The 19,022-nt window shown below is 48.3% G+C and carries 22 protein-coding genes; 8 read left to right on the top strand and 14 right to left on the bottom strand.

From position 1 onward, the window contains the following. From AC6R03_RS05735 to AC6R03_RS05710, 6 genes are all read left to right on the top strand, one after another. On the top strand, window positions 1–1,148 hold a 1,148-nt coding region (locus AC6R03_RS05735), incomplete at its 5' end, for a PepSY-associated TM helix domain-containing protein (RefSeq protein WP_500653643.1). A 75-nt stretch (window positions 1,149–1,223) separates the two neighbouring features. Beyond that, entirely contained in the window at window positions 1,224–1,946 is a 723-nt protein-coding gene (locus tag AC6R03_RS05730; protein WP_500629747.1) for a glutamine amidotransferase, read from the top strand. Further along, window positions 1,943–2,404 carry an RpiB/LacA/LacB family sugar-phosphate isomerase gene (locus AC6R03_RS05725; RefSeq protein ID WP_500629748.1) on the top strand — a complete coding sequence of 154 codons (462 nt, stop codon included), beginning with the start codon at window positions 1,943–1,945 and terminating at the stop codon, window positions 2,402–2,404. Before AC6R03_RS05730 ends, AC6R03_RS05725 begins: the two co-directional genes overlap by 4 nt. A 322-nt stretch (window positions 2,405–2,726) precedes the next feature. Beyond that, complete coding sequence (locus AC6R03_RS05720) at window positions 2,727–3,509, top strand: substrate-binding periplasmic protein (RefSeq protein ID WP_500630438.1); 783 nt, start codon at window positions 2,727–2,729, stop codon at window positions 3,507–3,509. A gap of 135 nt (window positions 3,510–3,644) precedes the next feature. Next, on the top strand, window positions 3,645–5,318 hold the full coding sequence (locus tag AC6R03_RS05715; protein WP_500630437.1) for a methyl-accepting chemotaxis protein: 1,674 nt from the start codon (window positions 3,645–3,647) through the stop codon (window positions 5,316–5,318). A 99-nt stretch (window positions 5,319–5,417) separates the two neighbouring features. Next, window positions 5,418–5,639, top strand: a complete 222-nt coding sequence (locus AC6R03_RS05710; protein WP_500630436.1) for a hypothetical protein — start codon at window positions 5,418–5,420, stop codon at window positions 5,637–5,639. 198 nt (window positions 5,640–5,837) lie between these two features. Here the strand turns inward: AC6R03_RS05710 and AC6R03_RS05705 are convergent, their stop codons facing one another. The 6 genes from AC6R03_RS05705 to AC6R03_RS05680 all read right to left on the bottom strand — a co-directional run bounded on the left by AC6R03_RS05705 (window position 5,838) and on the right by AC6R03_RS05680 (window position 9,609). Further along, window positions 5,838–6,254, bottom strand: coding sequence for a MarR family winged helix-turn-helix transcriptional regulator (locus tag AC6R03_RS05705; RefSeq protein WP_500629752.1), 417 nt, complete (start codon window positions 6,252–6,254; stop codon window positions 5,838–5,840). Beyond that, the gene (gene dmeF / locus AC6R03_RS05700) at window positions 6,251–7,180 is read right to left on the bottom strand and encodes a CDF family Co(II)/Ni(II) efflux transporter DmeF (RefSeq protein WP_500630435.1); all 930 of its coding nucleotides are present in this window, start codon (window positions 7,178–7,180) and stop codon (window positions 6,251–6,253) included. Before dmeF ends, AC6R03_RS05705 begins: the two co-directional genes overlap by 4 nt. A 94-nt stretch (window positions 7,181–7,274) precedes the next feature. After that, the gene (locus AC6R03_RS05695; protein WP_500630434.1) at window positions 7,275–7,883 is read right to left on the bottom strand and encodes an exopolysaccharide biosynthesis protein; all 609 of its coding nucleotides are present in this window, start codon (window positions 7,881–7,883) and stop codon (window positions 7,275–7,277) included. A gap of 131 nt (window positions 7,884–8,014) precedes the next feature. Then, window positions 8,015–8,374 (bottom strand): PilZ domain-containing protein, encoded by a 360-nt coding sequence (locus AC6R03_RS05690; protein WP_487901231.1) that lies wholly within the window; start codon window positions 8,372–8,374, stop codon window positions 8,015–8,017. Window positions 8,375–8,785: 411 nt separating this feature from the next. Beyond that, entirely contained in the window at window positions 8,786–9,007 is a 222-nt protein-coding gene (locus tag AC6R03_RS05685; protein WP_334552389.1) for a hypothetical protein, read from the bottom strand. A gap of 125 nt (window positions 9,008–9,132) precedes the next feature. Beyond that, window positions 9,133–9,609 carry a Dps family protein gene (locus tag AC6R03_RS05680; RefSeq protein WP_500630433.1) on the bottom strand — a complete coding sequence of 159 codons (477 nt, stop codon included), beginning with the start codon at window positions 9,607–9,609 and terminating at the stop codon, window positions 9,133–9,135. Window positions 9,610–9,898: 289 nt separating this feature from the next. Between AC6R03_RS05680 and AC6R03_RS05675 the strand changes: the two genes are divergently transcribed. Next, window positions 9,899–10,765, top strand: a complete 867-nt coding sequence (locus tag AC6R03_RS05675; protein ID WP_500630432.1) for a patatin-like phospholipase family protein — start codon at window positions 9,899–9,901, stop codon at window positions 10,763–10,765. A 23-nt stretch (window positions 10,766–10,788) separates the two neighbouring features. Here the strand turns inward: AC6R03_RS05675 and AC6R03_RS05670 are convergent, their stop codons facing one another. From AC6R03_RS05670 to AC6R03_RS05640, 7 genes are all read right to left on the bottom strand, one after another. Next, window positions 10,789–11,391, bottom strand: coding sequence for a 2OG-Fe(II) oxygenase (locus AC6R03_RS05670; RefSeq protein ID WP_500630431.1), 603 nt, complete (start codon window positions 11,389–11,391; stop codon window positions 10,789–10,791). Between the two features lie 101 nt (window positions 11,392–11,492). After that, window positions 11,493–12,131: a response regulator gene (locus AC6R03_RS05665; protein WP_334552393.1), complete on the bottom strand. Its 639-nt coding sequence runs from the start codon at window positions 12,129–12,131 to the stop codon at window positions 11,493–11,495. Further along, entirely contained in the window at window positions 12,124–13,485 is a 1,362-nt protein-coding gene (locus AC6R03_RS05660; protein WP_334552394.1) for a cache domain-containing protein, read from the bottom strand. The genes AC6R03_RS05665 and AC6R03_RS05660 overlap by 8 nt, the downstream gene beginning before the upstream one ends. An 85-nt stretch (window positions 13,486–13,570) precedes the next feature. Then, window positions 13,571–14,854: a TRAP transporter large permease gene (locus AC6R03_RS05655; protein WP_334552395.1), complete on the bottom strand. Its 1,284-nt coding sequence runs from the start codon at window positions 14,852–14,854 to the stop codon at window positions 13,571–13,573. Window positions 14,855–14,865: 11 nt separating this feature from the next. Then, window positions 14,866–15,405 (bottom strand): TRAP transporter small permease subunit, encoded by a 540-nt coding sequence (locus AC6R03_RS05650; protein ID WP_334552396.1) that lies wholly within the window; start codon window positions 15,403–15,405, stop codon window positions 14,866–14,868. Between the two features lie 152 nt (window positions 15,406–15,557). Then, the gene (locus AC6R03_RS05645; RefSeq protein WP_487901226.1) at window positions 15,558–16,646 is read right to left on the bottom strand and encodes a TRAP transporter substrate-binding protein; all 1,089 of its coding nucleotides are present in this window, start codon (window positions 16,644–16,646) and stop codon (window positions 15,558–15,560) included. Between the two features lie 398 nt (window positions 16,647–17,044). Then, the gene (locus AC6R03_RS05640) at window positions 17,045–17,416 is read right to left on the bottom strand and encodes a MarR family transcriptional regulator (protein ID WP_500629758.1); all 372 of its coding nucleotides are present in this window, start codon (window positions 17,414–17,416) and stop codon (window positions 17,045–17,047) included. A 226-nt stretch (window positions 17,417–17,642) separates the two neighbouring features. Between AC6R03_RS05640 and AC6R03_RS05635 the strand changes: the two genes are divergently transcribed. Further along, a complete protein-coding gene (locus AC6R03_RS05635; protein ID WP_500630430.1) occupies window positions 17,643–18,311 on the top strand; it encodes a DUF2982 domain-containing protein in 669 nt (222 codons plus the stop codon). 45 nt (window positions 18,312–18,356) lie between these two features. Here AC6R03_RS05635 and AC6R03_RS05630 read toward each other — a convergent pair whose 3' ends face one another. Then, window positions 18,357–19,013 carry an MBL fold metallo-hydrolase gene (locus tag AC6R03_RS05630; protein WP_334552400.1) on the bottom strand — a complete coding sequence of 219 codons (657 nt, stop codon included), beginning with the start codon at window positions 19,011–19,013 and terminating at the stop codon, window positions 18,357–18,359. Window positions 19,014–19,022 lie beyond the last annotated feature (9 nt).

The raw sequence follows: 19,022 nt of genomic DNA, 5'->3' as shown, positions 1-19,022 counted from the left end.
ACGATACCGTCAATCGTTATTCGCTTGAAACACAAGATGGTCGCTCATTAATAGTCGCAGTGAATCCATACTCAGGCACACTGCAAGGTACGATTGAACGCAACCGGAGCGTGTACCAATGGGCAAACCGCATACATGCAAACCTGCTGATCGGTGACGTCGGCGATCGACTGCTAGAGATCGCTGCTAGCTTAGGCATCTTATTGGTTGTGACGGGCGTGGCCTTGTGGTGGCCAAATGATCATGCAAGACGAGCCGGTTTTCTAACGCTTCGCTTGGGTCAAGGCCGTCGAGTCTTGTTACGTGACTTACATGCCAACTTGGGCGGTGTGTTGTCACTTGTGTTGCTGTTTTTCTTAATTTCAGGTCTCGCCTGGACTGGGATTTGGGGCGCCAAATTAACGCAAGCTTGGAACACCTTTCCCACCTACTACACATGGGGAGAAAAGCCGAATTCTCAGCTTACGCATCAAGACTTAAACCCAACTGGCCACAAACAGATGCCGTGGAATCTTGAACAAACCCCACTTCCTCAATCTGAGGAGGGTCCAACCCACGATCACACCAATATGACCACCCAGATGCCAGCGGCGACACACTCTCATCTTGGTAGTATTACGCTCGACGAGGTGGTCGAGCAGGCACATCAACTCGGCTTTACTCGCTACCATGTTTATCTGCCACTTAGTGAAAAAGGCGTTTACACGATTGCTGCCAATTCGATGAATGGCGACAATTTTGACCCTCGCCAAGACCGGACACTCCATCTCGATCAATACTCCGGGACGCCCGTTCTCGATGTAACGTGGCAAGACTACACCATATTTGCCAAATGGATGGCAGCTAGTGTGTCACTTCATCAAGGCGATGTCGGGTTGTGGAACAAGGTATTCAATGTTTTGTTTTGCCTTATTACGCTGTTTCTCTGTGTTTCAGGCACGATGATGTGGTGGATACGCCGCCCTCAACGCGCTCGATTAGGTGTACCACCAACCTTTCAAAGTGATCGAGTTTGGAAGGTTGGGCTAGTGACACTGTTCATCATTGGGCTACTCTTTCCGCTCGGCGGGATGACCATCTTGGTTGTGTTGGCCATAGACGCTTTGATCATTCAACGGGTTGGTAAGCTGCGCCAGTGGTTTCAGTAGTCACCAGCAAGACATTGCGTCTAACCAGTAAATTCTCTAGATTACATCCATGACCAAGGAAGAGAGTCCACCACTATGAAATCACTGCTTATCGTCAACGTCGGTTCTGCGCCCCAAAATCAGCTCGAAAAATATGGTGATTTTGAACTTTGGGCTCAAGAGGCGATTGGAACCACACCCCTGCCCATTCGCTTTCATGATGGTATCCACGGCCTCTTTCCACCTTATGATGAATTAGCGGGTATGATCATTATGGGATCGTTGTCGATGGTGACCGAGCAGACGGCATGGATGACATCACTGAGTCAGCATATTCGAGCGCTGCATCAGCAGCACATACCGATGCTCGGTATCTGTTTTGGCCATCAGCTGATCGCCCATGCTCTGGGTGGCAAGGTGGATGTTAATCCCCAAGGATTGGAGCTAGGCACGGTGGAAATATCTAAACACCCAGAGCACGATCCAATCTTTTCTTCCCTACCGGATACCTTTCCTGCTCAAGCCATCCACTACCAATCGGTGCTCACACTGCCTGTTGGTGCTCACCGACTTGCCGCCAGCAAAATGGATCCTCACCATGCTTTTCGCGTGGGCGACAACACCTGGGGCGTACAATTTCATCCTGAGTTTTCTGCCGCTATCATGAACGACATGATCGCAGACTTAAACACACAACTGGGCGATAAACTCTGCAGTGACCTGCAAACCAAGACCTGTCAAACACCGCTAGCGACGAGTATACTGCCGCGCTTCGCCAAGCACTGTCTCGACAACGTATTAACGCAGGAGCAAGCATGAAACTGGTCATCGCCAACGATCACAATGGGGTCGATTTAAAACGTCATCTCGTCGCGCATCTCTCTCAATTAGGTCATGAAGTCATTGATCTTGGCAGCGATACTAAGGAAATCACCCATTCGGCTTTTTATGCCGTTGAAGCATGCCAGTATGTAAAGCAAGGTGACGCTCGTTTTGGCATTCTCATCTGTGGTACGGGAGTGGGCATGTCTATTTGCGCGAACAAGGTCAATGGTATTCGCGCAGTCTTGGGCAGTGATGGCTACACGGTCAAGCAGTCCCGTGAGCATAACGATACCAACATACTCGCTCTTGGTGCATTAACGACCGACAGAGTCAAAGCAGCGGAACTCGTTACGACTTGGATCCACACCCAGTTTGATGACAGCGTGAAAAGGCGGCTTCGTTTAGGGTTCATTCAGGATATTGAAGCCGATCAAACACTTCGTCGCTCCTGACTTGTCACATTCAGAGAAAAAATGTCACATGTATTATTATATCTTTTATGCTATGGTTGCATCGTCTTGGTAGACAACCAAAGACAACTAGCCATTTGACGATACTGTGCGTTGTACTATCCACAGGTCAACGAGCTAGCCCTCTTTTGGCTAGCTCGTTTTATTTTCCCGCTTTACGGTCAACTCTCATTACCACTTTTCGCTCCTCATTATTGACGTATCATATGCAAAGCGTAGTATTGCTCTACGCTTATTGATATGAACCTAGTCCCACTTATATTCCGCTCTGTGGGCAGAGGACAACACGTCACGGAGGGAAACCATGTTGAGAGGTTGGCAATGGGTTTGGCTATGTGGGTTGCTGCTCACTCCTTCTGTCTACGCGCACGACTCGATACGAGAAGTTGCCCTCGCCATTGGTGAGTTTCCGCCTTATACCTCAGAGTCTCTTCAACATCACGGTATCGCCAGTCAAATCGTCACAGAAGCCTTTGCGCAAGTAGATATAGAGGTGACGTTCGCCTTTTTCCCGTGGCCGAGAGCCTACAAACAAACTCAAGTAATGAACAACATATGGATAGGCACATTTCCTTGGGTTTGGACACTTCAGCGTGATGATGACTTTGTCTTCAGTGACCCAATCATTGAGAGCCATGACTACCTCTATTTTCTCGACGGTTACCAAGAAAGCTATCCCAATATGGAAGCGTTGGAAGGTACGATCCTTGGGGCACCGATGCATGTTAGCTATCCGTTATTAGAGAAAATGGAGGCAGAGCAGCGTCTAACCATCGTGCGAGTGGGCACCTACGAAGATTTATTCAGACGGCTACTGTATAGACGCATCGAAGTGATCTCTTTAGAAGAGCACGTGGGTCGCTACTTCATGCAGGCCCTGCTCGATGGTGAAGAAATGACTCGAATTGCCAAATCTCGTTTTCCGACTGAAGAGCGTCGTTACCACCTGATGATTTCAAAACGGCATCCCCAAAGCAGGCTCATAGTTGAAAAGTTCAATCAAGGGCTTGAGCAACTGCATCGCTCCGGACGCTATGAGGTGATACTCAATACGTTGCAATTGCCCGATCCGGGTAGCGGTTTGTGAGCCCTGCAAAGCTTTGCTTACTCTCTCATATACCATCAGAAAAATAATCGCTACATTAACAAACGAATTACAACAATAACGCTGGTTCCCCCTACATCTCAAGCCAGCATCAAAAAAATAATGTGGAGCATGGTTATGCATTTAAAAAGTCGCGGGAAATTGCTGTCAATTACTATTATTCCCCTCGTACTGATTACTGTTTTAGTGACTGGGATCTTCTATTGGAATGGCGTCCGAGATCTTGAGGAGCAATCCAAACTGTATCGTCAGGAACTCATTGAGTCTCGTCAAGATGAGCTAAAAGCGTATCTATTGATGGGGCGCACGGCAATTCAATCTCTCTATGAGAGTGATAAAAATGGTGAAAATATTCCGCAAGCAAAACACATTCTTGAAAGTATGCGTTTTGCGGATGATGGTTACTTCTTCGCCTACAACTCCCAAGGCGTTAACACGATGCACGCCATCAAGCCATCGTTAGAAGGCAAGAATCTCTATGATTTAAAAGATGATAATGGCGTCCCCGTCATTGCTGGACTTATCGACGCATCTCAAAAAGGTGACGGCTTTCTTTACTTCTCTTGGCATAAGCCATCCATTGATGCACAAGCACCAAAATTAGGTTACGCGGAGCACCTACCCAAATGGGACTGGGTATTGGGTACAGGGATTTATATCGACGACGTCGATCAGCTCGTGGCTCAATATCGTGTCGAACGTGAAGCGAACATAATGTCAGATATCGGCTTTGCCGTTATGGTTTCAGTGTTAGGTCTTATTATCACTATTATTATTATCAGTTTGGTTGTGAGCAAAAGCTTGTTACCACTGACCAATATGGCTCAACGACTTCATGACGTAGCACAGGGGGGTGGTGATTTAACCCGCCGTTTGGAAACGAAAGGACACGATGAGGTTGCTCAGCTAGGTCAAGCGTTCAACACCTTTATGGATAAAATGCAGCCACTAATTAAAGATATTCAAAACAGTTCTGTTTCCGTGATGCAAGCAGCCCACGATTTAGATGCTCATACCTCAAAGTCGAGCCAAACAATGCAACATCACAGTCAAGAAACGGAAAAAGTCGTCACGGCAGTAACGGAAATGGCCGCGACCTCTCGTGAAGTCGCGAACAACACTAACCTTACCTCTGACTCGATAAACGAAGCAAATCAACAAATTCAAGATGCCCAGCAAGAGGTGGCTGAAGCGATGAGGAGCATCAACGAATTAGTTGCAGAGGTGAATATTGCCTCTGATGCCATCGAGTCTTTGAGCGATCAAACCCATCAAATCACCAGTGTGATAGAAGTGATTGGCGGCATCGCAGAACAAACCAACTTGTTGGCACTGAACGCAGCTATCGAAGCGGCGCGAGCAGGCGAACAAGGTCGTGGTTTTGCTGTCGTGGCAGACGAAGTCCGTTCATTGGCGAGTCGAACGCAATCAAGTACAGAAGAGATTAATGAGATGCTCAGAGCGCTACAAAATGGCGTTAAAAAAGCGGTCTCAACAATGTCGGCCAGCCAGCAACGTGGAGAAAAAACGGTACAAGATTCTTCTGTAATCCAGCAACGCTTGGGTGGCATTGAAACGTCAGTCCGCACGATTCATGATATGGGGATACAAACCGCCGCCGCCGCTGAGGAGCAAAGCGCCGTTGCGGAAGATATTAATCAAAACCTCGTCGCGATTCAGCACATCGTTGAAGAGCTAAGTGCTGATTTACAACGTGCTGAGCAAATAAGTTCTTCATTGGCTGTTTCCGGAGAGCACGTTCACGATCTCGTGGGCAACTTCAAAGTTTAGTCTGGTTACACAACCGTAGACTTAAAAATGAGTCCAGAGTCACGATACTTTGGGCTCATTTTTTGACCCAATTGTCATCCTTTTATCGTCGATCATTGGATGTTCCTTCACAATGGTCAAATCGGCGGCTATAAACAGGTTAAGTTCATGCTTGAGCGTTTGCTGCCTAAATCACTCAACCTGCTTAAACGCGGTTCCACCAATATTGAACTGATTTTTCTCTTGATGATCAAAAACGGCTTATTTGACAACGCCGTTCGCGCCGACGGTCTTTATCCGCTGTTTGGATGGGAATATGGCCCTAGCCTCCGAGCCTCTTGATAGCAAAACCCAATGGGATGCGGTTCCAGTGCAAACCATCACCGAAATTAACGGCTGCCAGCAAACCCGGATTCCGATAGGGCACTGTGTGCAGCGATGAAACCGACCTCGAAGAGGCACCCAAGCCGATTCCCGAAGTGGCGTGGAAAACTTCTGTAGGATGAAGCTTATGGCGCAATCTTCACCGTCGCTCAGCGTTCAAAACTGATCATTCATCGCATTAACGCACTGAAGCAACGTCTCAATTTGTTGGGCCTCGAGTCCTTGAGTCAATTCGTTCACCAATTCAAGATGAAGCTGATTGTGGCGCTGATGAATCTCTTGCCCTTGCTCGGTCAAACGAACCACAATCGCTCGGCGGTCGTCAGGGTGCGGGCATCGCTCAATCAGATCTGCGTTGACCAACTTATCGATTTGCACGGTTAGCGTCCCCGTTGTGATTCCAAGTTTTTGCGCCAGTTCTTTCATGCGCAAGGGCCCATTAACCCCCAAGGTTTCAATGGTATGCACTTGGGCTAAGCTATACCCCGTCTCTTTGACGACCGACTGCTCCCAAGATGACAGTTTGTCATAAAATTCAGTCAGTGCGTGATTGAGTTGCGATAACGTGTTCATTGCGGCTCATACTGTACTTCTAACGTTAGGTGATGAATCTTATCAAACTTCTCTAAATGCTGCTTGATCTCTTCAGCCGTCTGCCCGTTAGAGACCCTGAGTGTGATCGCGGCACTGTGATGATGGCCACTGATTTTCCAAACATGTAAGTCCACCACTTCACCGTGACGCACCAGCTCTGACTCAACCTCATCCAGGTAGTGATCATCGATGCTTTCATCAAGTAAGATTGGGCTGGTTTGATGAATCAAGGAGAGCGTCCATTTGGTGATCACCAAGGCTCCGACGATACCCATCAAGGCATCAAGCCAATGCCAACCATAGAATTTACCAAACAGCAGCGCCACAATGGCAAGAATAGAGGTCAAGGCGTCGGTCAACACGTGTAAGTAGGCGGCGCGCAAATTGTGGTCATGATGATGGTCGTGATGGTCGTGATGGTCGTGATGGTCGTGATGGTCGTGATGGTCGTGATGGTCGTGATGATGATCGCCCAACAACACCATACTGGCAAGATTGACCACTAAACCTATTACCGCGACCAAGATTGCCTCATTAAACTGAATCGGTTGAGGATTGATCAAACGATGAACCGATTCCACTACCATCAGTAGCGCAACAATGCCCAGAGCAATGGCGCTAGTGTAACCACCGAGCACGCCGACCTTACCGGTACCAAACGAGAAACGACCACTATTGGCATGCCTTTTCGCATAGCGATAGGCAAATAGCGTGATGCAAAATGCGGCGGCATGAGTACCCATGTGCCATCCGTCCGCCAGCAAAGCCATCGAGCCATAGACTGTCCCTGCAACGATTTCCACCACCATGGTGACGACCGTCAGCAGTAAGACATAGAAAGTGCGGGTTTCCCCTTGATGATTGTGGCTGGAAAAACCGTGAGATTGGCAAGATGATGACCGCATATTACTTTGACCTTCAAACTATTTGACTGTTAATTTAGTTTGATTATCAAACAGTGTCAATAGATTCGTGTGATGCGTTTCTCTCATTCTGGCGTTAATGAATAAATAGCCAATACCCCATGGTCGTCATCGCCAGTAGCCCGAGAAGTAAGGCAACCATTTGCACTAAGCCATCACGCTCAAGCAAACCCAGCCCCATAAAGATCACCACCAGGGCAGGCGCCAAATTCGCCAAGGGTACCGGGATCGCAATAATCACTCCTAATACAGCCACAATACTGCCGTTCAATCGATCGACAATGGGCGCTTCGGTAAATCGCCATCGTGGGCGGATGTAGCGCTCTATCGCTCGCACTTTAGGCTCAAAGGTTAACAGTGCTTTTTTGACCGCAGCGGCGGGCATCGCACGATCAAGAATCCAATCTGGAAGCCAAGCACGACGTCGCCCTGCCACCATCTGTAAGCCCAAAACGATGATGGTGAGCCCTGCAAACAGAGAGACAAACGGCACGATGCTAAAAATGGCCATCAGCACCAAAAACAAGCCGAAGGTGCGATCGCCAAAGCGTTGCGTCAAGCTACGCAAGGTAATGGTCGATTGACTGGCTTGTTCTGCTAACGCGAGGATGACATCAGAGGTGCGCGTTCGGCGCTCGTGAGGCACATCAAAAAGAGAATGGGGATCTTGAGGCAATCCGTGCAATGTCGCACTCCAAAGGTTTTGCGTTCTCGTGGCTAGACATTAGCAGCGAACGCGTGGGGTGTATAGCCATCACCTAACGAAATAACGACGCTTTAACAGGGTGGCGACACGCTGAGTAAGGCGTGAAACCATCACGCCGCTTCGATGGTTTTTAAACGCTCAAAATAGGTAGGATAGGTATTTTTGATGTGACGCTGCTCTTGCACCATATGTTTAAATGTCGGCCCTTTTTTCAGTTTAAGGACGACCTCTCCACCATCAATACGCAGCACGGCTCCCTCAATGGCTACTTGGTTGTCGCAGTGTAGATCCAGAATACCGGCAAGCGATAGTCCCTTATATACCGAGGTAAAATTATTCATCACGACACGAATCCCCCCTTCCGAGACCTCAGTGACGTGAAAACGCTCATCAGAAAAGCGCACACTTGGTCTCGCTCGGCGAGGATATTTTAAGCGATAGTATTGTCTTTTTTGTTCCATGTCGTTCATGGCTGGCTCCTATTTCGGCCTTAACCCACTCTAACTAGTATAGTTATCGGCAGATAAATAGGAACCTTTACCCTTGATTTATGAGACCTTGCCGCACCCATAACCACCCGCTCTGTTTACGCTGAGCCGCGACGCTGCTCTCGTTTTCCACTTAGCATTAATTCAATTCACACTCTGTTCATTCCCACATCTTCAACTAAACTTTAGATGTAAGTTGTCTAGGGATGAGAAAACTCCATGTTGATATGCTTTGTCGACTGACATTGTTGACTTCCTGTGATCGGGTCGCGTGATGCGACCTTCTTTTTTTGCCACCCATCTTACCTCAACGAAAAAGCCTGAACGAAAAAGCAGCCCGAGTGGGCTGCTTAGAGTTAGGTTAAACAGAAAAATGACGATTGGAGCAAGGCTTTAATGTTGCCGACCTTCGGGATCCGGTGCAAAGTCGACTTGCTTGTAAATATCGGCCAGAGTTCTATCTTTCAATTTTTTGCTCCGTTTGGCGCGAGCTTCATAGCTTTCATCTTGATGACGAATGGCTTGCTCATGCTCCTTCGCTGATTGAATGAACTCCGGGTCTGACAACGCCTTTTGACGTAGGCGGTTAACGCGTTCAATGGTTTCCCATATCATATTCCACCTCCTTGACTGTTTATACATACAGTATAGTCGATGATCATCAACCGTCAAATTTTACTGGTTATATCCTCAGTGTTTTTTCTCGGCGCCCCATAAATAGGTGGGTAAAAGCCGTGCCATTATTGCAAATACGCGTTTAGCATCCATAGCAGTTTCTCTTGTTCACGGATGTAATCTCCCATCAGTGCCGCCGTGCCCTCATCCGCAGCGTCACCCGATTGCTCTAGGATCGTGCGTTGTTTACTCAGGAGCACACTGAAGCCGTCAACCAAACCTTTGATACACTCGCTCCCTTGTGTCGCGTTTTTGTGCTCTTGAATCGTACTGCCTTCAAGGTATTGGGTGAAGCTGTGGTCTGGCGTGAAACCTAACGTCAAGATTCGCTCTGCCAATTCATCGATTTTGGTTTGCAGATCAGTGTAGATCTCTTCGAATTTCACATGCAGCTCAAAAAATTGCTGGCCTTTGATGTTCCAGTGGTAACCACGGGTATTCATGTAAAGCACTTGATAGTGTGCAAGAAGATCATTGAGCTCAACGGCGAGTTGCTGTGCTTTGTCTTTATCTAGACCAATAAGATTAATTTGTGATGTCATAGTTTTGCCCTCTAAAACAACGTGTCTAACCACTTAAGTAATTAAAAAACTGAAGTGTTTGAGAATGACTTACGCCCTTTTTCTTACGGTGCGTTGTCGTGATAGGTTTAATGTATCGCCACAGAGTAAATCGGTAAATCCGCTTAAATCTATTGATTTAATAGTTTAAAACAATTGATCCAGTTGTTCGATTTGACCTATCCCAGCAATTTGCATAAACGATTTACCAACACCGACCCATTTACGTAATCTGGTAAGACCTGTTTAATGAAATGAGTTGAGAGAAAGCATGAAAGCACTGGTTGTGGAAGGCGGCGCGATGCGCGGAATCTTCGCCGCAGGCGTATTGGATACGTTTATCCACCAAGACTACTACCCTTACGACTTTACGCTTGGTGTGTCGGCTGGCTCCACCAATCTCATCGGTTACTTGTCTAAACAGCCCGAGCGCAGCTTTAATGTCATCACCCAACTCGCCACCGACCGTCGCTTTTACGATCCGAGACGCTTTTTAAAGGGGGGAAATTTGGTCGATGTCGGCTGGCTTATCCGCGAATCAAACCGTCGTTATCCGATCAATGAAACCATGATGTTTGGTAACATGCCGCTGATTGCAGCCGCGACCAATATTGATACCGGAGAAGCGGACTATTATCAGGTCAAACCGCATAACTTAGAGCAAGTGATTGAGGCGACCTGCGCTCTGCCTATTGCGTACAAACATACGCCCTGCTTTTCTGGCAATTGCTACACAGACGGCGGCGTGTCCGATTCGATCCCTGTCGCAGAGGCGCACCGACGCGGCGCCAGAGAGATCACTGTGATTCTGTCACACCCGCTGAGCTATCGAATGCCAAAAGCAAAACATCCTTGGCTAATGAGGCGATTGCTGGCCAAATATCCCGCCATCGCCAACGCGATGGCCGTGAGAGCAGAGAACTACAACCGCTCGCTCGACTTTATCCGCAATCCACCGAAAGGCACGCAGATTAGAGTCATCGCACCTGATGAGACGTTTCAAGTGAATCGCCTCACCATGCGTCAAGACCGATTGTTAGATGGCTATAAAATGGGGCTAAGAGAAGGCAATAAGCACCTGGCGAGTCGTGCCGGCATGTACGGTCTAACCCGAGAAAACTGTCACTTTTGCCTTTGAGGGCGCTCGCGGAGGCCGTAGCGTTAGCGCGCAATATCGAGCTGGTTGCCCTGCACGCCGTTGACTCGAAACCACCCAGCGATACTGTATCGTTCCGCTTGGGTGGGCAGTACCTCATGAGGAAATTGCTCAGAGAAAAACACCAGCAAGCGACCCGCTTTCGGCGCGACCTTCTCAATCATTTGATCGTTGAGATCGTAAATCACTAACTCGCCTTGGTCGGCTTCATGCCACTCTTCATTCATGTAAAACACCGTCGTTAAGCGGCGGTTTTCATTGCCTTTAAAGCTGTCGAGATGCTTTTGATAAAAGTCACCGCGCTCATACTTAGCAAAGTGCGCTTCATATTCAAAGAGGCCGAGGAAAAAGTGCTGGTTGGCCGCCAGACGAATACGCTCCATCTTGTCTAGGTAAGCCTGAACAGGTTCGCCCATCGCAGGAGACAACCAGTGAATTTTGTCGCTTCGAATCGAGGCAGCGCGAACCGTCTCTTCATTGCGGCCAATGCGTGCTTTTTTCCAGGTGTCCGGTAGGCAATCACGAAGCTCCGCCACTTCGTGTTCTGAAAGAAAATCATCCCAAATATAGTAACCGTGTGTAAAAAGTGCATCGATTAGCGCGTTCATCAGCCGTTGGCGCTCCATGAATTAATAGGAAAACGCCTTATACCGAAGTGGTAATGCAATCGGCAATTGCGACTTTTTGTCGTAACGATTAATTAGGGTCGTTAAACGTCTAATCCGTGTTCAACGGCATACTTGGCCAATTCTGCGGTACTGTGCAAATCGAGCTTATGTTTGATGTTTTGACGGTGGGTCTCAACGGTTCGAAAACTGATATTGAGCAGCGCCGCGATCTTTTTGCTGCTGTTGCCTTGTGCCACCAACTTAAGCACCGCTTCTTCCCGGCGACTCAATGGATTGGGTTTTTGCGCGGCGGGAATCACCTCTTGGGAAAAGAGGGTTTGCGTTACTGATTCACAGAAGTAGGTTGAGCCTTGATAGACGGTTTTGATAGCCTGCACCATACGTGTGGCACAAATTTCTTTGAGCATGTAGCCGACCGCCCCAGCCTGCATCACCTTCATGATGTATTCGCGGTTATCGTGCATGGTTAACATCAGCACTTTGACCTCGGGCATTTCTTCTTTGATAAGGCGGGTCGCATCAATGCCGTTCATCAGCGGCATACTGACATCCATTAAAACCACATCTGGATTCAGTGCCTTGACCACATCAATCGCTTCTAAACCATTACTGGCACAGCCTACTACTCGAATCTCTGGCTCTTGTTTTAACCGTGCGATGAATCCATCCAGCACCACTTGGTGATCGTCCACGATCACCACTTCAATTGGTTTATCCATACACTAATCCTTCCAGTTCGAGTAAGACAGTGATTTCAGTACCCAGCCCGGCGTCACTCTCGATTTCAATCTCTCCGCCAATAAATTCTACGCGCTCGCGCATATTCCTCAGTCCAATACCGTTTTTTCTCAACGCGGACGTCACATCAAACCCGACGCCGTCATCTCTAATGATCAACTGCAGCATGCTGCCCATCTGCTGCAATATTAGGGTGACGTTTTTCGCCTGTGCATGTTTCTCGATGTTGGTCAAAGACTCCTGAGCAATACGATACAAGGTCGTTGCCACTTCTGATTTTAGCTTGCCTTTCTCAGTGTGGATCGACGCTTCAACATCAATCCCCGAGTGCAGTTTGAAATCGTGCAGCAGGGTTTTCAGAGCAGCCTCAAGGCCGATGTCATCTAATGCGCTCGGGCGCAATTGGTGAGAAATGTGTCTGACCTCGTTGATCGCCGTCAGCAGCGAATTTTGCGACTGAGTGACGTATTGCTGAAGGACGGCGTCATCAAGTTTATTTCCGAGCAGCTCAAGATGGCACTTGCTAGAGACCAACAGTTGGTTGATGCCATCGTGCAGTTCTCGGGCAAGATGCTTCTTCTCATCCTCTTGAAACATCACCGTTTTATGTGCCAGCTCCTTCAAGCTTTTATCCGCCAAACGGTGCTCGTGAAGATTGACTGCCAAGGTGATGACAACAATCACCGCGACCGTGACCACCACAATCACAATCACAGAAAAAAAGGTCGTTTCGATGTTTTTGTTCACTTCAGAGCGCAAATTGGCCACTTCTTGGGTAATGTCTTCGATGTACACCCCAGTGCCGATCATCCATTGCCAGCGATCCAGCCAAGCCGCGTAGCTAAGCTTGGGGACATTTTCCCCCGTTGACGGTTTTTGCCACAAATAGCGGTGGTAACCGCCGCCGCTGCGCGCTTGCATCAATAAAGAAGCAATCAAGTGGTCGCCGTTTTCATCTTGCAGATCGTAAAGGTTTTCGCCTACAAGATGGGGCATCACAGGGTGGACTAAGTTGGTCCCTTCGCCATCATAGGCAAAAAAATAGCCATCTTTGTCTTTGCCATAGCGGAGCTTATTGAGGATAGATTTGACCTCTTGTTTGGCCACCTCTTCCGGCAAATGAGGGTCATTATAGATGTAGGCGATCGCATCAAACGCGAGATCCACGCTGTCTTTCAGCGCCGACTCTTTTGACTTGATTAAGCCACTCTCAAAAATCTCAATTTCTTGCTCACCTAGGGTTTTCGCCTGATGAATTGAAATCCAACTGGTGATGGCCGTCACCAGAAGCAAAGGCACAAGGCTAAGCAAAATCAGCTTGGCTTGTAACGGCATTCCTTCTCCCCATTTAACACAAAGGCCACCCGATTTGGGTGGCCTCCACTTTAGCAGGAGTTGTTAATCAACTGTAATCGAGTGATCACATTCCGTAAAATTGAGGGAAGACCAACAGCGACGCCAGTACCAGGATTTGAATCGCAATAAACGGCACCACGCCTCGGTAGATATCCGTGGTGGTGACCCCTTTCGGCGCAACGCCCTTGAGATAGAAGAGACTGAAACCAAAAGGCGGTGTTAAGAATGAGGTCTGCAAGTTCATCGCAATCAAGATAGCAAACCAAGTCATATTGATGCCTAACAGCTCCGCCACGGGCGCGATGATGGGTACGATGATGAAACAGATTTCAACGAAGTCGATGAAAAAGCCCAACACCAAGATGACCAGCATGGTGATGATCAAAAAGCCCCATTTCTCGCCAGGAATTTGTAGCATCCACTCTTCGACCAAGTAGTCACCACCGGTATAGGTGAACGCCATCGAAAAAGCGGTGGCACCCAACAAGATAGCAAAAACCATCGCGGTCACTTTAACCGTCTCTTTTGCCGCGTCATACACCATGCCCCAGCTAAATTGCTTATAAAGCAGAGCAAGAACGATAGCACCCGCGCCACCAAGCGCTGCCGACTCCGTCGGTGTCGCCACGCCAGCAAAAATAGACCCAAGAACGACCACAATTAAGGCCAACGGTGGGATCACCGCTTTAAGCGCCGTGATCACTTCTTGCTTACGGCTGATGCTGCCATCACTTGGAATCGGTTGCGCCGCCTCTGGGTTGAGTTTCGCGTAAATCAAAATATAAATGACGTACGCACCAACCAAGACTAGCCCCGGCCATACTGCCGCTTGAAACAGATCGCCGACAGGTACGCCCAACACATCACCGAGCAAAATTAACACGATAGAGGGCGGAATGATCTGGCCTAGTGTGCCAGACGCACAGATGGTGCCGCAGGCCAATCCCTTGTCGTAATTATATTTCAGCATCACAGGCAGTGAAATCAGCCCCATCGCCACCACCGAGGCCCCCACGACACCAGTAGAGGCCGCAAGCAACGCTCCCACCAGCACGGTGGAAATCGCGATACCTCCGCGAACGCCACCAAATAAGCGCCCCATAGACTCAAGCAACTGCTCCGCCAGACGCGTCTTTTGCAGCACCAAGCCCATAAAAACAAATAACGGCACAGCCATGAGCACCGTGTTTTCCATAATGGATTGGATGCGATAAGGCATAAAGGCAAACATATCCATGCCTTCGGCCCACACACCAAAAATCAATGCGATACCGCCAAAGGTAAAGGCGACGGGAAAGCCTAGCAGCAGTGCAAACAAGGCGACAAAAAACATTACAATACCGACCATCTTCTTGTCTCCTAGTGTTGATCTTTGCTGTTAACGTACAGCAGCTGTGGGTTAAAAATCTTATTGAGGGAGTGGATCAATAATCCAATGCCACTGATAGCCATAAAGAAGAAGGAAACCGGAATCATGGCTTTGATGATCCAGCGGTAAGGCAAACCACCGGGGTCGCCCGATGTCTCACCTAACGCATAGCTCTCTTTGGCGAAATCGATACCAAACCACGCCACCAACAAACAAAATGGGAAAAGAAAGACCACCGTACCAAGTAGATCAATGATCGCTTGGGCGCGCATCGATAGTCGCTCGTAGAAAAGATCCACTCGAACATGCCCGCCCGCTTTCAGCGCATAAGGGACACCCAATAAAAAGACGGCTGAAAAGAGATGCCACTCCATTTCTTGGAACGCGATGGAGACATCATTAAATGCGTAACGCATCACCACGTCATAGACAACGTTGGCAAGCAATAAGATAAAAAGAATACTGGATAGCCAGCCTAGAAAGTCACCAAAGCGATTAAAAATACGCTCGACATAGATAAGACTTCTCATTCCCTACTCCATGGAATTTTGAAAGCGTGTTGCAAGTTAGGCTTACAACACTTTGATTACACTCGATATACGCTCTGTTTTAGACTCAGAATCTAGTGAGTGAGGCTTCTTGGGCTTGCGCCGAGACAAACTCGGCGCTTAGGTTATTGCTGTTATTGTGCCGAACTGTTGAGGTAGGCACGGGTAGAAATGTCTGTCCAAGAACGCACTTGCTGCATATAAGCCGCTTGTGACTCTTGAATTTCCTTCGCAAGCGCATCTTCATCCGCGTGTTGCTTAAGAAGTCGATCGTTCGCTTCGCGTAGCGCCGTCATCACTTCCGCTGGGAAATCTTTAACTTGAACATTTGGGTATTCAGTTTTGATGGATACCCAGTTTTTGCCACTTTCATGCTTAGATTGGGTGTACATATCATACGCAGCAGTCTTCATCGCGACTTGCAAGATCGCTTTCAGATCATCTGGCAATTTTTCCCAAGTACGCTTGTTGACAAGGAACTGCAGCTCAGTTGCTGGCTCGTGCCAACCTGTGTAGTAGTATGGCGCGATTTTGTGGAAGCCCATACGTAGGTCAAGAGATGGACCTACCCACTCAAGCGCATCAATGGTGCGGCGCTCTAGCGAGGTATAGAGTTCACCCGGTGCGATATTGGTTGGTTTCGCACCTAGCTCCGCAAGGATTTCGCCTGCAAAGCCCGGGATACGCATTTTAAGACCTTGCAAGTCTTCCACTGAGTTGATCTCTTTTTGAAACCAACCGCCCATCTGAACGTCTGTGTTACCGCCAGGGAACGACATTAAATTGTGTGGCGAATACACTTTTTCCATCAGCTCCATACCACCGCCGTAGTAGAACCAAGCGTATTGCTCTGTGGGCAGCATGCCGAATGGCATTGAGGTGAAGTACAAGGTGTTTGGCACTTTGCCTTTCCAGTAATACGATGCGGAGTGGCCCATGTCGTATTGGCCCGATTTCACCATATCAAACACGCCAAGCGGCGCTTTGTGTTTGTTGGCAGAATCAATACGGATTTGCAGGCGGCCGTTAGACATTTCTTCCGCCATTTTCGCCATGTTCTTCGTCGCGTCACCAAAAATCGGGAAGTTTGGTCCCCAAGTTTCGGCCAGTTTCAGACGATAGACTTTTTCCGCTGCGTTTGCGGAGGTTGCCGCAACCGCAAGCGCCGCAGCCATCGCGGTCCCTTTCAGTACTCGTTTCAACGTTTGTTTAATTAGACTCATGTTCACGTCCTTTGTTAGCTGTAGCAACTATCCAGTTACTTTTGTTTCGTTTACAGCTTGGTAGAAAGCTATTGATTATTAAATCAGCGTGAACACGGAGAAAAATTAACAACCCCCGCAAGCCTTAGACCAAAGAATTACGTAGTAATACGTAGGATAATTTATACGACAATAGATAAATAACTATTTATCAGCTAGTTATTAACCAGACAGATAAGTAGAAGATCAATTTATACGTAGTAATTGATGAGTAAAATGAATCAGTAGAAAGATGTGATAATTGTGACAAATGTTAAAAACTGGTTGTCGTGCCCGATAAAAACACAAGAGCCTCGACATTCATCGAGGCTCTTGTGTTTGTGCTCACTCACAGAGCACGGCAATACTGAGCGGGCAGATTATATGGCTTTGTAGATGACCTTGTTGCCTGCTAGCTGCTCTTTAACGACGAGATTTTCGTCCAACAGTTTCTTAAGCGCACCCGTCGCCCATGAAGCCGCTTTCGCCTCTTCTTGACCAGCTGCGATGCCGATACCTTTCGGGTTGATGCCTTCACAGTTGGCCAGCACGATGTCTAGCACTTGTTGCTGTTTCGGTGTCAATGCCACGTCCACTGATTTCGCTGCGACGACTTTCTCAGCCGGTTTTTCAGCGGCTACTTTAGGTGCAGGCGCAGGCGCAGCTTTCGCTACCGCTTGAATGTTTGCTACCGTCGCTTTAATGCGTTTTTGCAGTTTCATCTGCACTTTACGCTTATGAGCTAATCTCATTGAATCTGTCTCCGTATCACTGCAGATTCACGAGGAATCGAGCAGCGGTTGAAATTTGAAGCGCGTTTTATACCAAAATTTCCACACTATTTACAGAGTTAGGGCGGCTTTGTGCGCCAAAAATGCGCTATCTACCAAGATCAGACTACAATTTAAACAACGTATAAACTTATCGGTCCTGCTCATCGTAGTATTAGAAGTCATCAGATTGTGACCGGAGAGCGACATGGAAACGCAACACCTTGTGAATCAGCCTATCAACCTTGCTTCCCCCTTGTTGCGAGTGTCACTGGCTTCTCTGTTGTTGGTGGTGTTTGCAGCGTTAATGTTCTGGGCCCCCGGTTTTAAACCCTTCTTATTGGCGCTGTTCTTGCTCGGTTTTTCGCTCTTCGTCGCCTATTGGTTGATTTTAAAAAGTACCGTCAAATACACCCTAACGTCGACCCATTTTCAGCAACATCTGTTCAAAGGAGGCTGGGTAGTGAAATGGAACAACATCAGCCGCGTTAGTCTGTGTTACTACGATAGCGACGGTTGGCAGCAGCCACTGCCTTGGATAGGCATCAAACTCAAACACTACTCGCCCTACCTCACTGGCGTGTGCCCTCGGATAGCGACAGAAATTTTGCTCAGCCAACGTGCACTACTTTACCTTGGCGCAAAACAGCACAAACAAGGAACGCGTTTTGAGGAGATTGTGTTGGACTCGGCCGATTACCACGACGAAGACGGGCATGCCTTTACTGGTTTGCAAGCGATGCTCGCCAACCGCATGCGCTATCAACGCGCCTACTATGACTATGATATCTTCATCTCTACCCAAGACCTTGATCGCCCTGCCGATGAGTTTGTCGGTCTAATGCGACGTTACCTAGCCGCCGCAGAACCCGAATAACGACCACAAAAAAGGCCGCATTCGCGACCTTTAGGGCAAGATTCATCAGTAAAGCGGCATTTCATCCGCCACAAACGGGTTAGTGCGGCGTTCATGGCCGAAAGTAGATTCCGGTCCGTGACCGGGAACAAAGCGGACCTCATTACCTAACGGCCACAGTTTTGATTTTATCGAATGAATCAAGGTATTGAAGTCACCTTTCGGGAAGTCGGTTCGACCGATGGAGCCGTTAAACAACACATCACCAACAAACGCCAGTTGCGCCGATGGACTGAACAACACCACATGACCGGGAGTGTGGCCCGGAGTGTGAAGGACATCCAACTGCTGATGACCAAACGTGACCGTATCGCCATCCTCTAGCCACTCATGAGGTTCAAATGCACTGGTAAGCGGGAAACCAAACATTTGGCTCTGCCCTTCTAGTCCTTGTAACCAGAAGTTATCGTCTTTGTGTGGGCCAACAATCTCAACACCGCCCAAGGCATCAGAAAGAGGCTCTGTGCCGCCGACATGATCGAGATGGCCATGAGTCAACACCAGTTTGACGACGTCGACACCCAACTCTTGGATAAGCGTCGCCAATGACTTCACGTCACCGCCTGGGTCAATGACGATGCCTTTCATGGTTTCATCACACCAGACGATGGAGCAGTTTTGAGAGAAGGAGGTGACAGGGACGACTTGGTATTTGAGTGCCATAATTCAGCC

The organism is Vibrio sp. R10-SG-ISO4, from assembly GCF_059834135.1.
This window is presented reverse-complemented; position numbering and strand designations above follow the sequence as displayed.

What these genes read in the sequence shown, in the direction of transcription:
- AC6R03_RS05730 (WP_500629747.1), top strand. Translation starts at nt 1,224, where the DNA reads ATGAAATCACTGCTTATCGTCAACGTCGGTTCTGCGCCCCAAAATCAG.
- AC6R03_RS05725 (WP_500629748.1), top strand. Translation starts at nt 1,943, where the DNA reads ATGAAACTGGTCATCGCCAACGATCACAATGGGGTCGATTTAAAACGT.
- AC6R03_RS05720 (WP_500630438.1), top strand. Translation starts at nt 2,727, where the DNA reads ATGTTGAGAGGTTGGCAATGGGTTTGGCTATGTGGGTTGCTGCTCACT.
- AC6R03_RS05715 (WP_500630437.1), top strand. Translation starts at nt 3,645, where the DNA reads ATGCATTTAAAAAGTCGCGGGAAATTGCTGTCAATTACTATTATTCCC.
- AC6R03_RS05710 (WP_500630436.1), top strand. Translation starts at nt 5,418, where the DNA reads ATGTTCCTTCACAATGGTCAAATCGGCGGCTATAAACAGGTTAAGTTC.
- AC6R03_RS05705 (WP_500629752.1), bottom strand. Translation starts at nt 6,254, where the DNA reads ATGAACACGTTATCGCAACTCAATCACGCACTGACTGAATTTTATGAC.
- dmeF (WP_500630435.1), bottom strand. Translation starts at nt 7,180, where the DNA reads ATGCGGTCATCATCTTGCCAATCTCACGGTTTTTCCAGCCACAATCAT.
- AC6R03_RS05690 (WP_487901231.1), bottom strand. Translation starts at nt 8,374, where the DNA reads ATGAACGACATGGAACAAAAAAGACAATACTATCGCTTAAAATATCCT.
- AC6R03_RS05685 (WP_334552389.1), bottom strand. Translation starts at nt 9,007, where the DNA reads ATGATATGGGAAACCATTGAACGCGTTAACCGCCTACGTCAAAAGGCG.
- AC6R03_RS05680 (WP_500630433.1), bottom strand. Translation starts at nt 9,609, where the DNA reads ATGACATCACAAATTAATCTTATTGGTCTAGATAAAGACAAAGCACAG.
- AC6R03_RS05675 (WP_500630432.1), top strand. Translation starts at nt 9,899, where the DNA reads ATGAAAGCACTGGTTGTGGAAGGCGGCGCGATGCGCGGAATCTTCGCC.
- AC6R03_RS05670 (WP_500630431.1), bottom strand. Translation starts at nt 11,391, where the DNA reads ATGAACGCGCTAATCGATGCACTTTTTACACACGGTTACTATATTTGG.
- AC6R03_RS05665 (WP_334552393.1), bottom strand. Translation starts at nt 12,131, where the DNA reads ATGGATAAACCAATTGAAGTGGTGATCGTGGACGATCACCAAGTGGTG.
- AC6R03_RS05660 (WP_334552394.1), bottom strand. Translation starts at nt 13,485, where the DNA reads ATGCCGTTACAAGCCAAGCTGATTTTGCTTAGCCTTGTGCCTTTGCTT.
- AC6R03_RS05655 (WP_334552395.1), bottom strand. Translation starts at nt 14,854, where the DNA reads ATGGTCGGTATTGTAATGTTTTTTGTCGCCTTGTTTGCACTGCTGCTA.
- AC6R03_RS05650 (WP_334552396.1), bottom strand. Translation starts at nt 15,405, where the DNA reads ATGAGAAGTCTTATCTATGTCGAGCGTATTTTTAATCGCTTTGGTGAC.
- AC6R03_RS05645 (WP_487901226.1), bottom strand. Translation starts at nt 16,646, where the DNA reads ATGAGTCTAATTAAACAAACGTTGAAACGAGTACTGAAAGGGACCGCG.
- AC6R03_RS05640 (WP_500629758.1), bottom strand. Translation starts at nt 17,416, where the DNA reads ATGAGATTAGCTCATAAGCGTAAAGTGCAGATGAAACTGCAAAAACGC.
- AC6R03_RS05635 (WP_500630430.1), top strand. Translation starts at nt 17,643, where the DNA reads ATGGAAACGCAACACCTTGTGAATCAGCCTATCAACCTTGCTTCCCCC.
- AC6R03_RS05630 (WP_334552400.1), bottom strand. Translation starts at nt 19,013, where the DNA reads ATGGCACTCAAATACCAAGTCGTCCCTGTCACCTCCTTCTCTCAAAAC.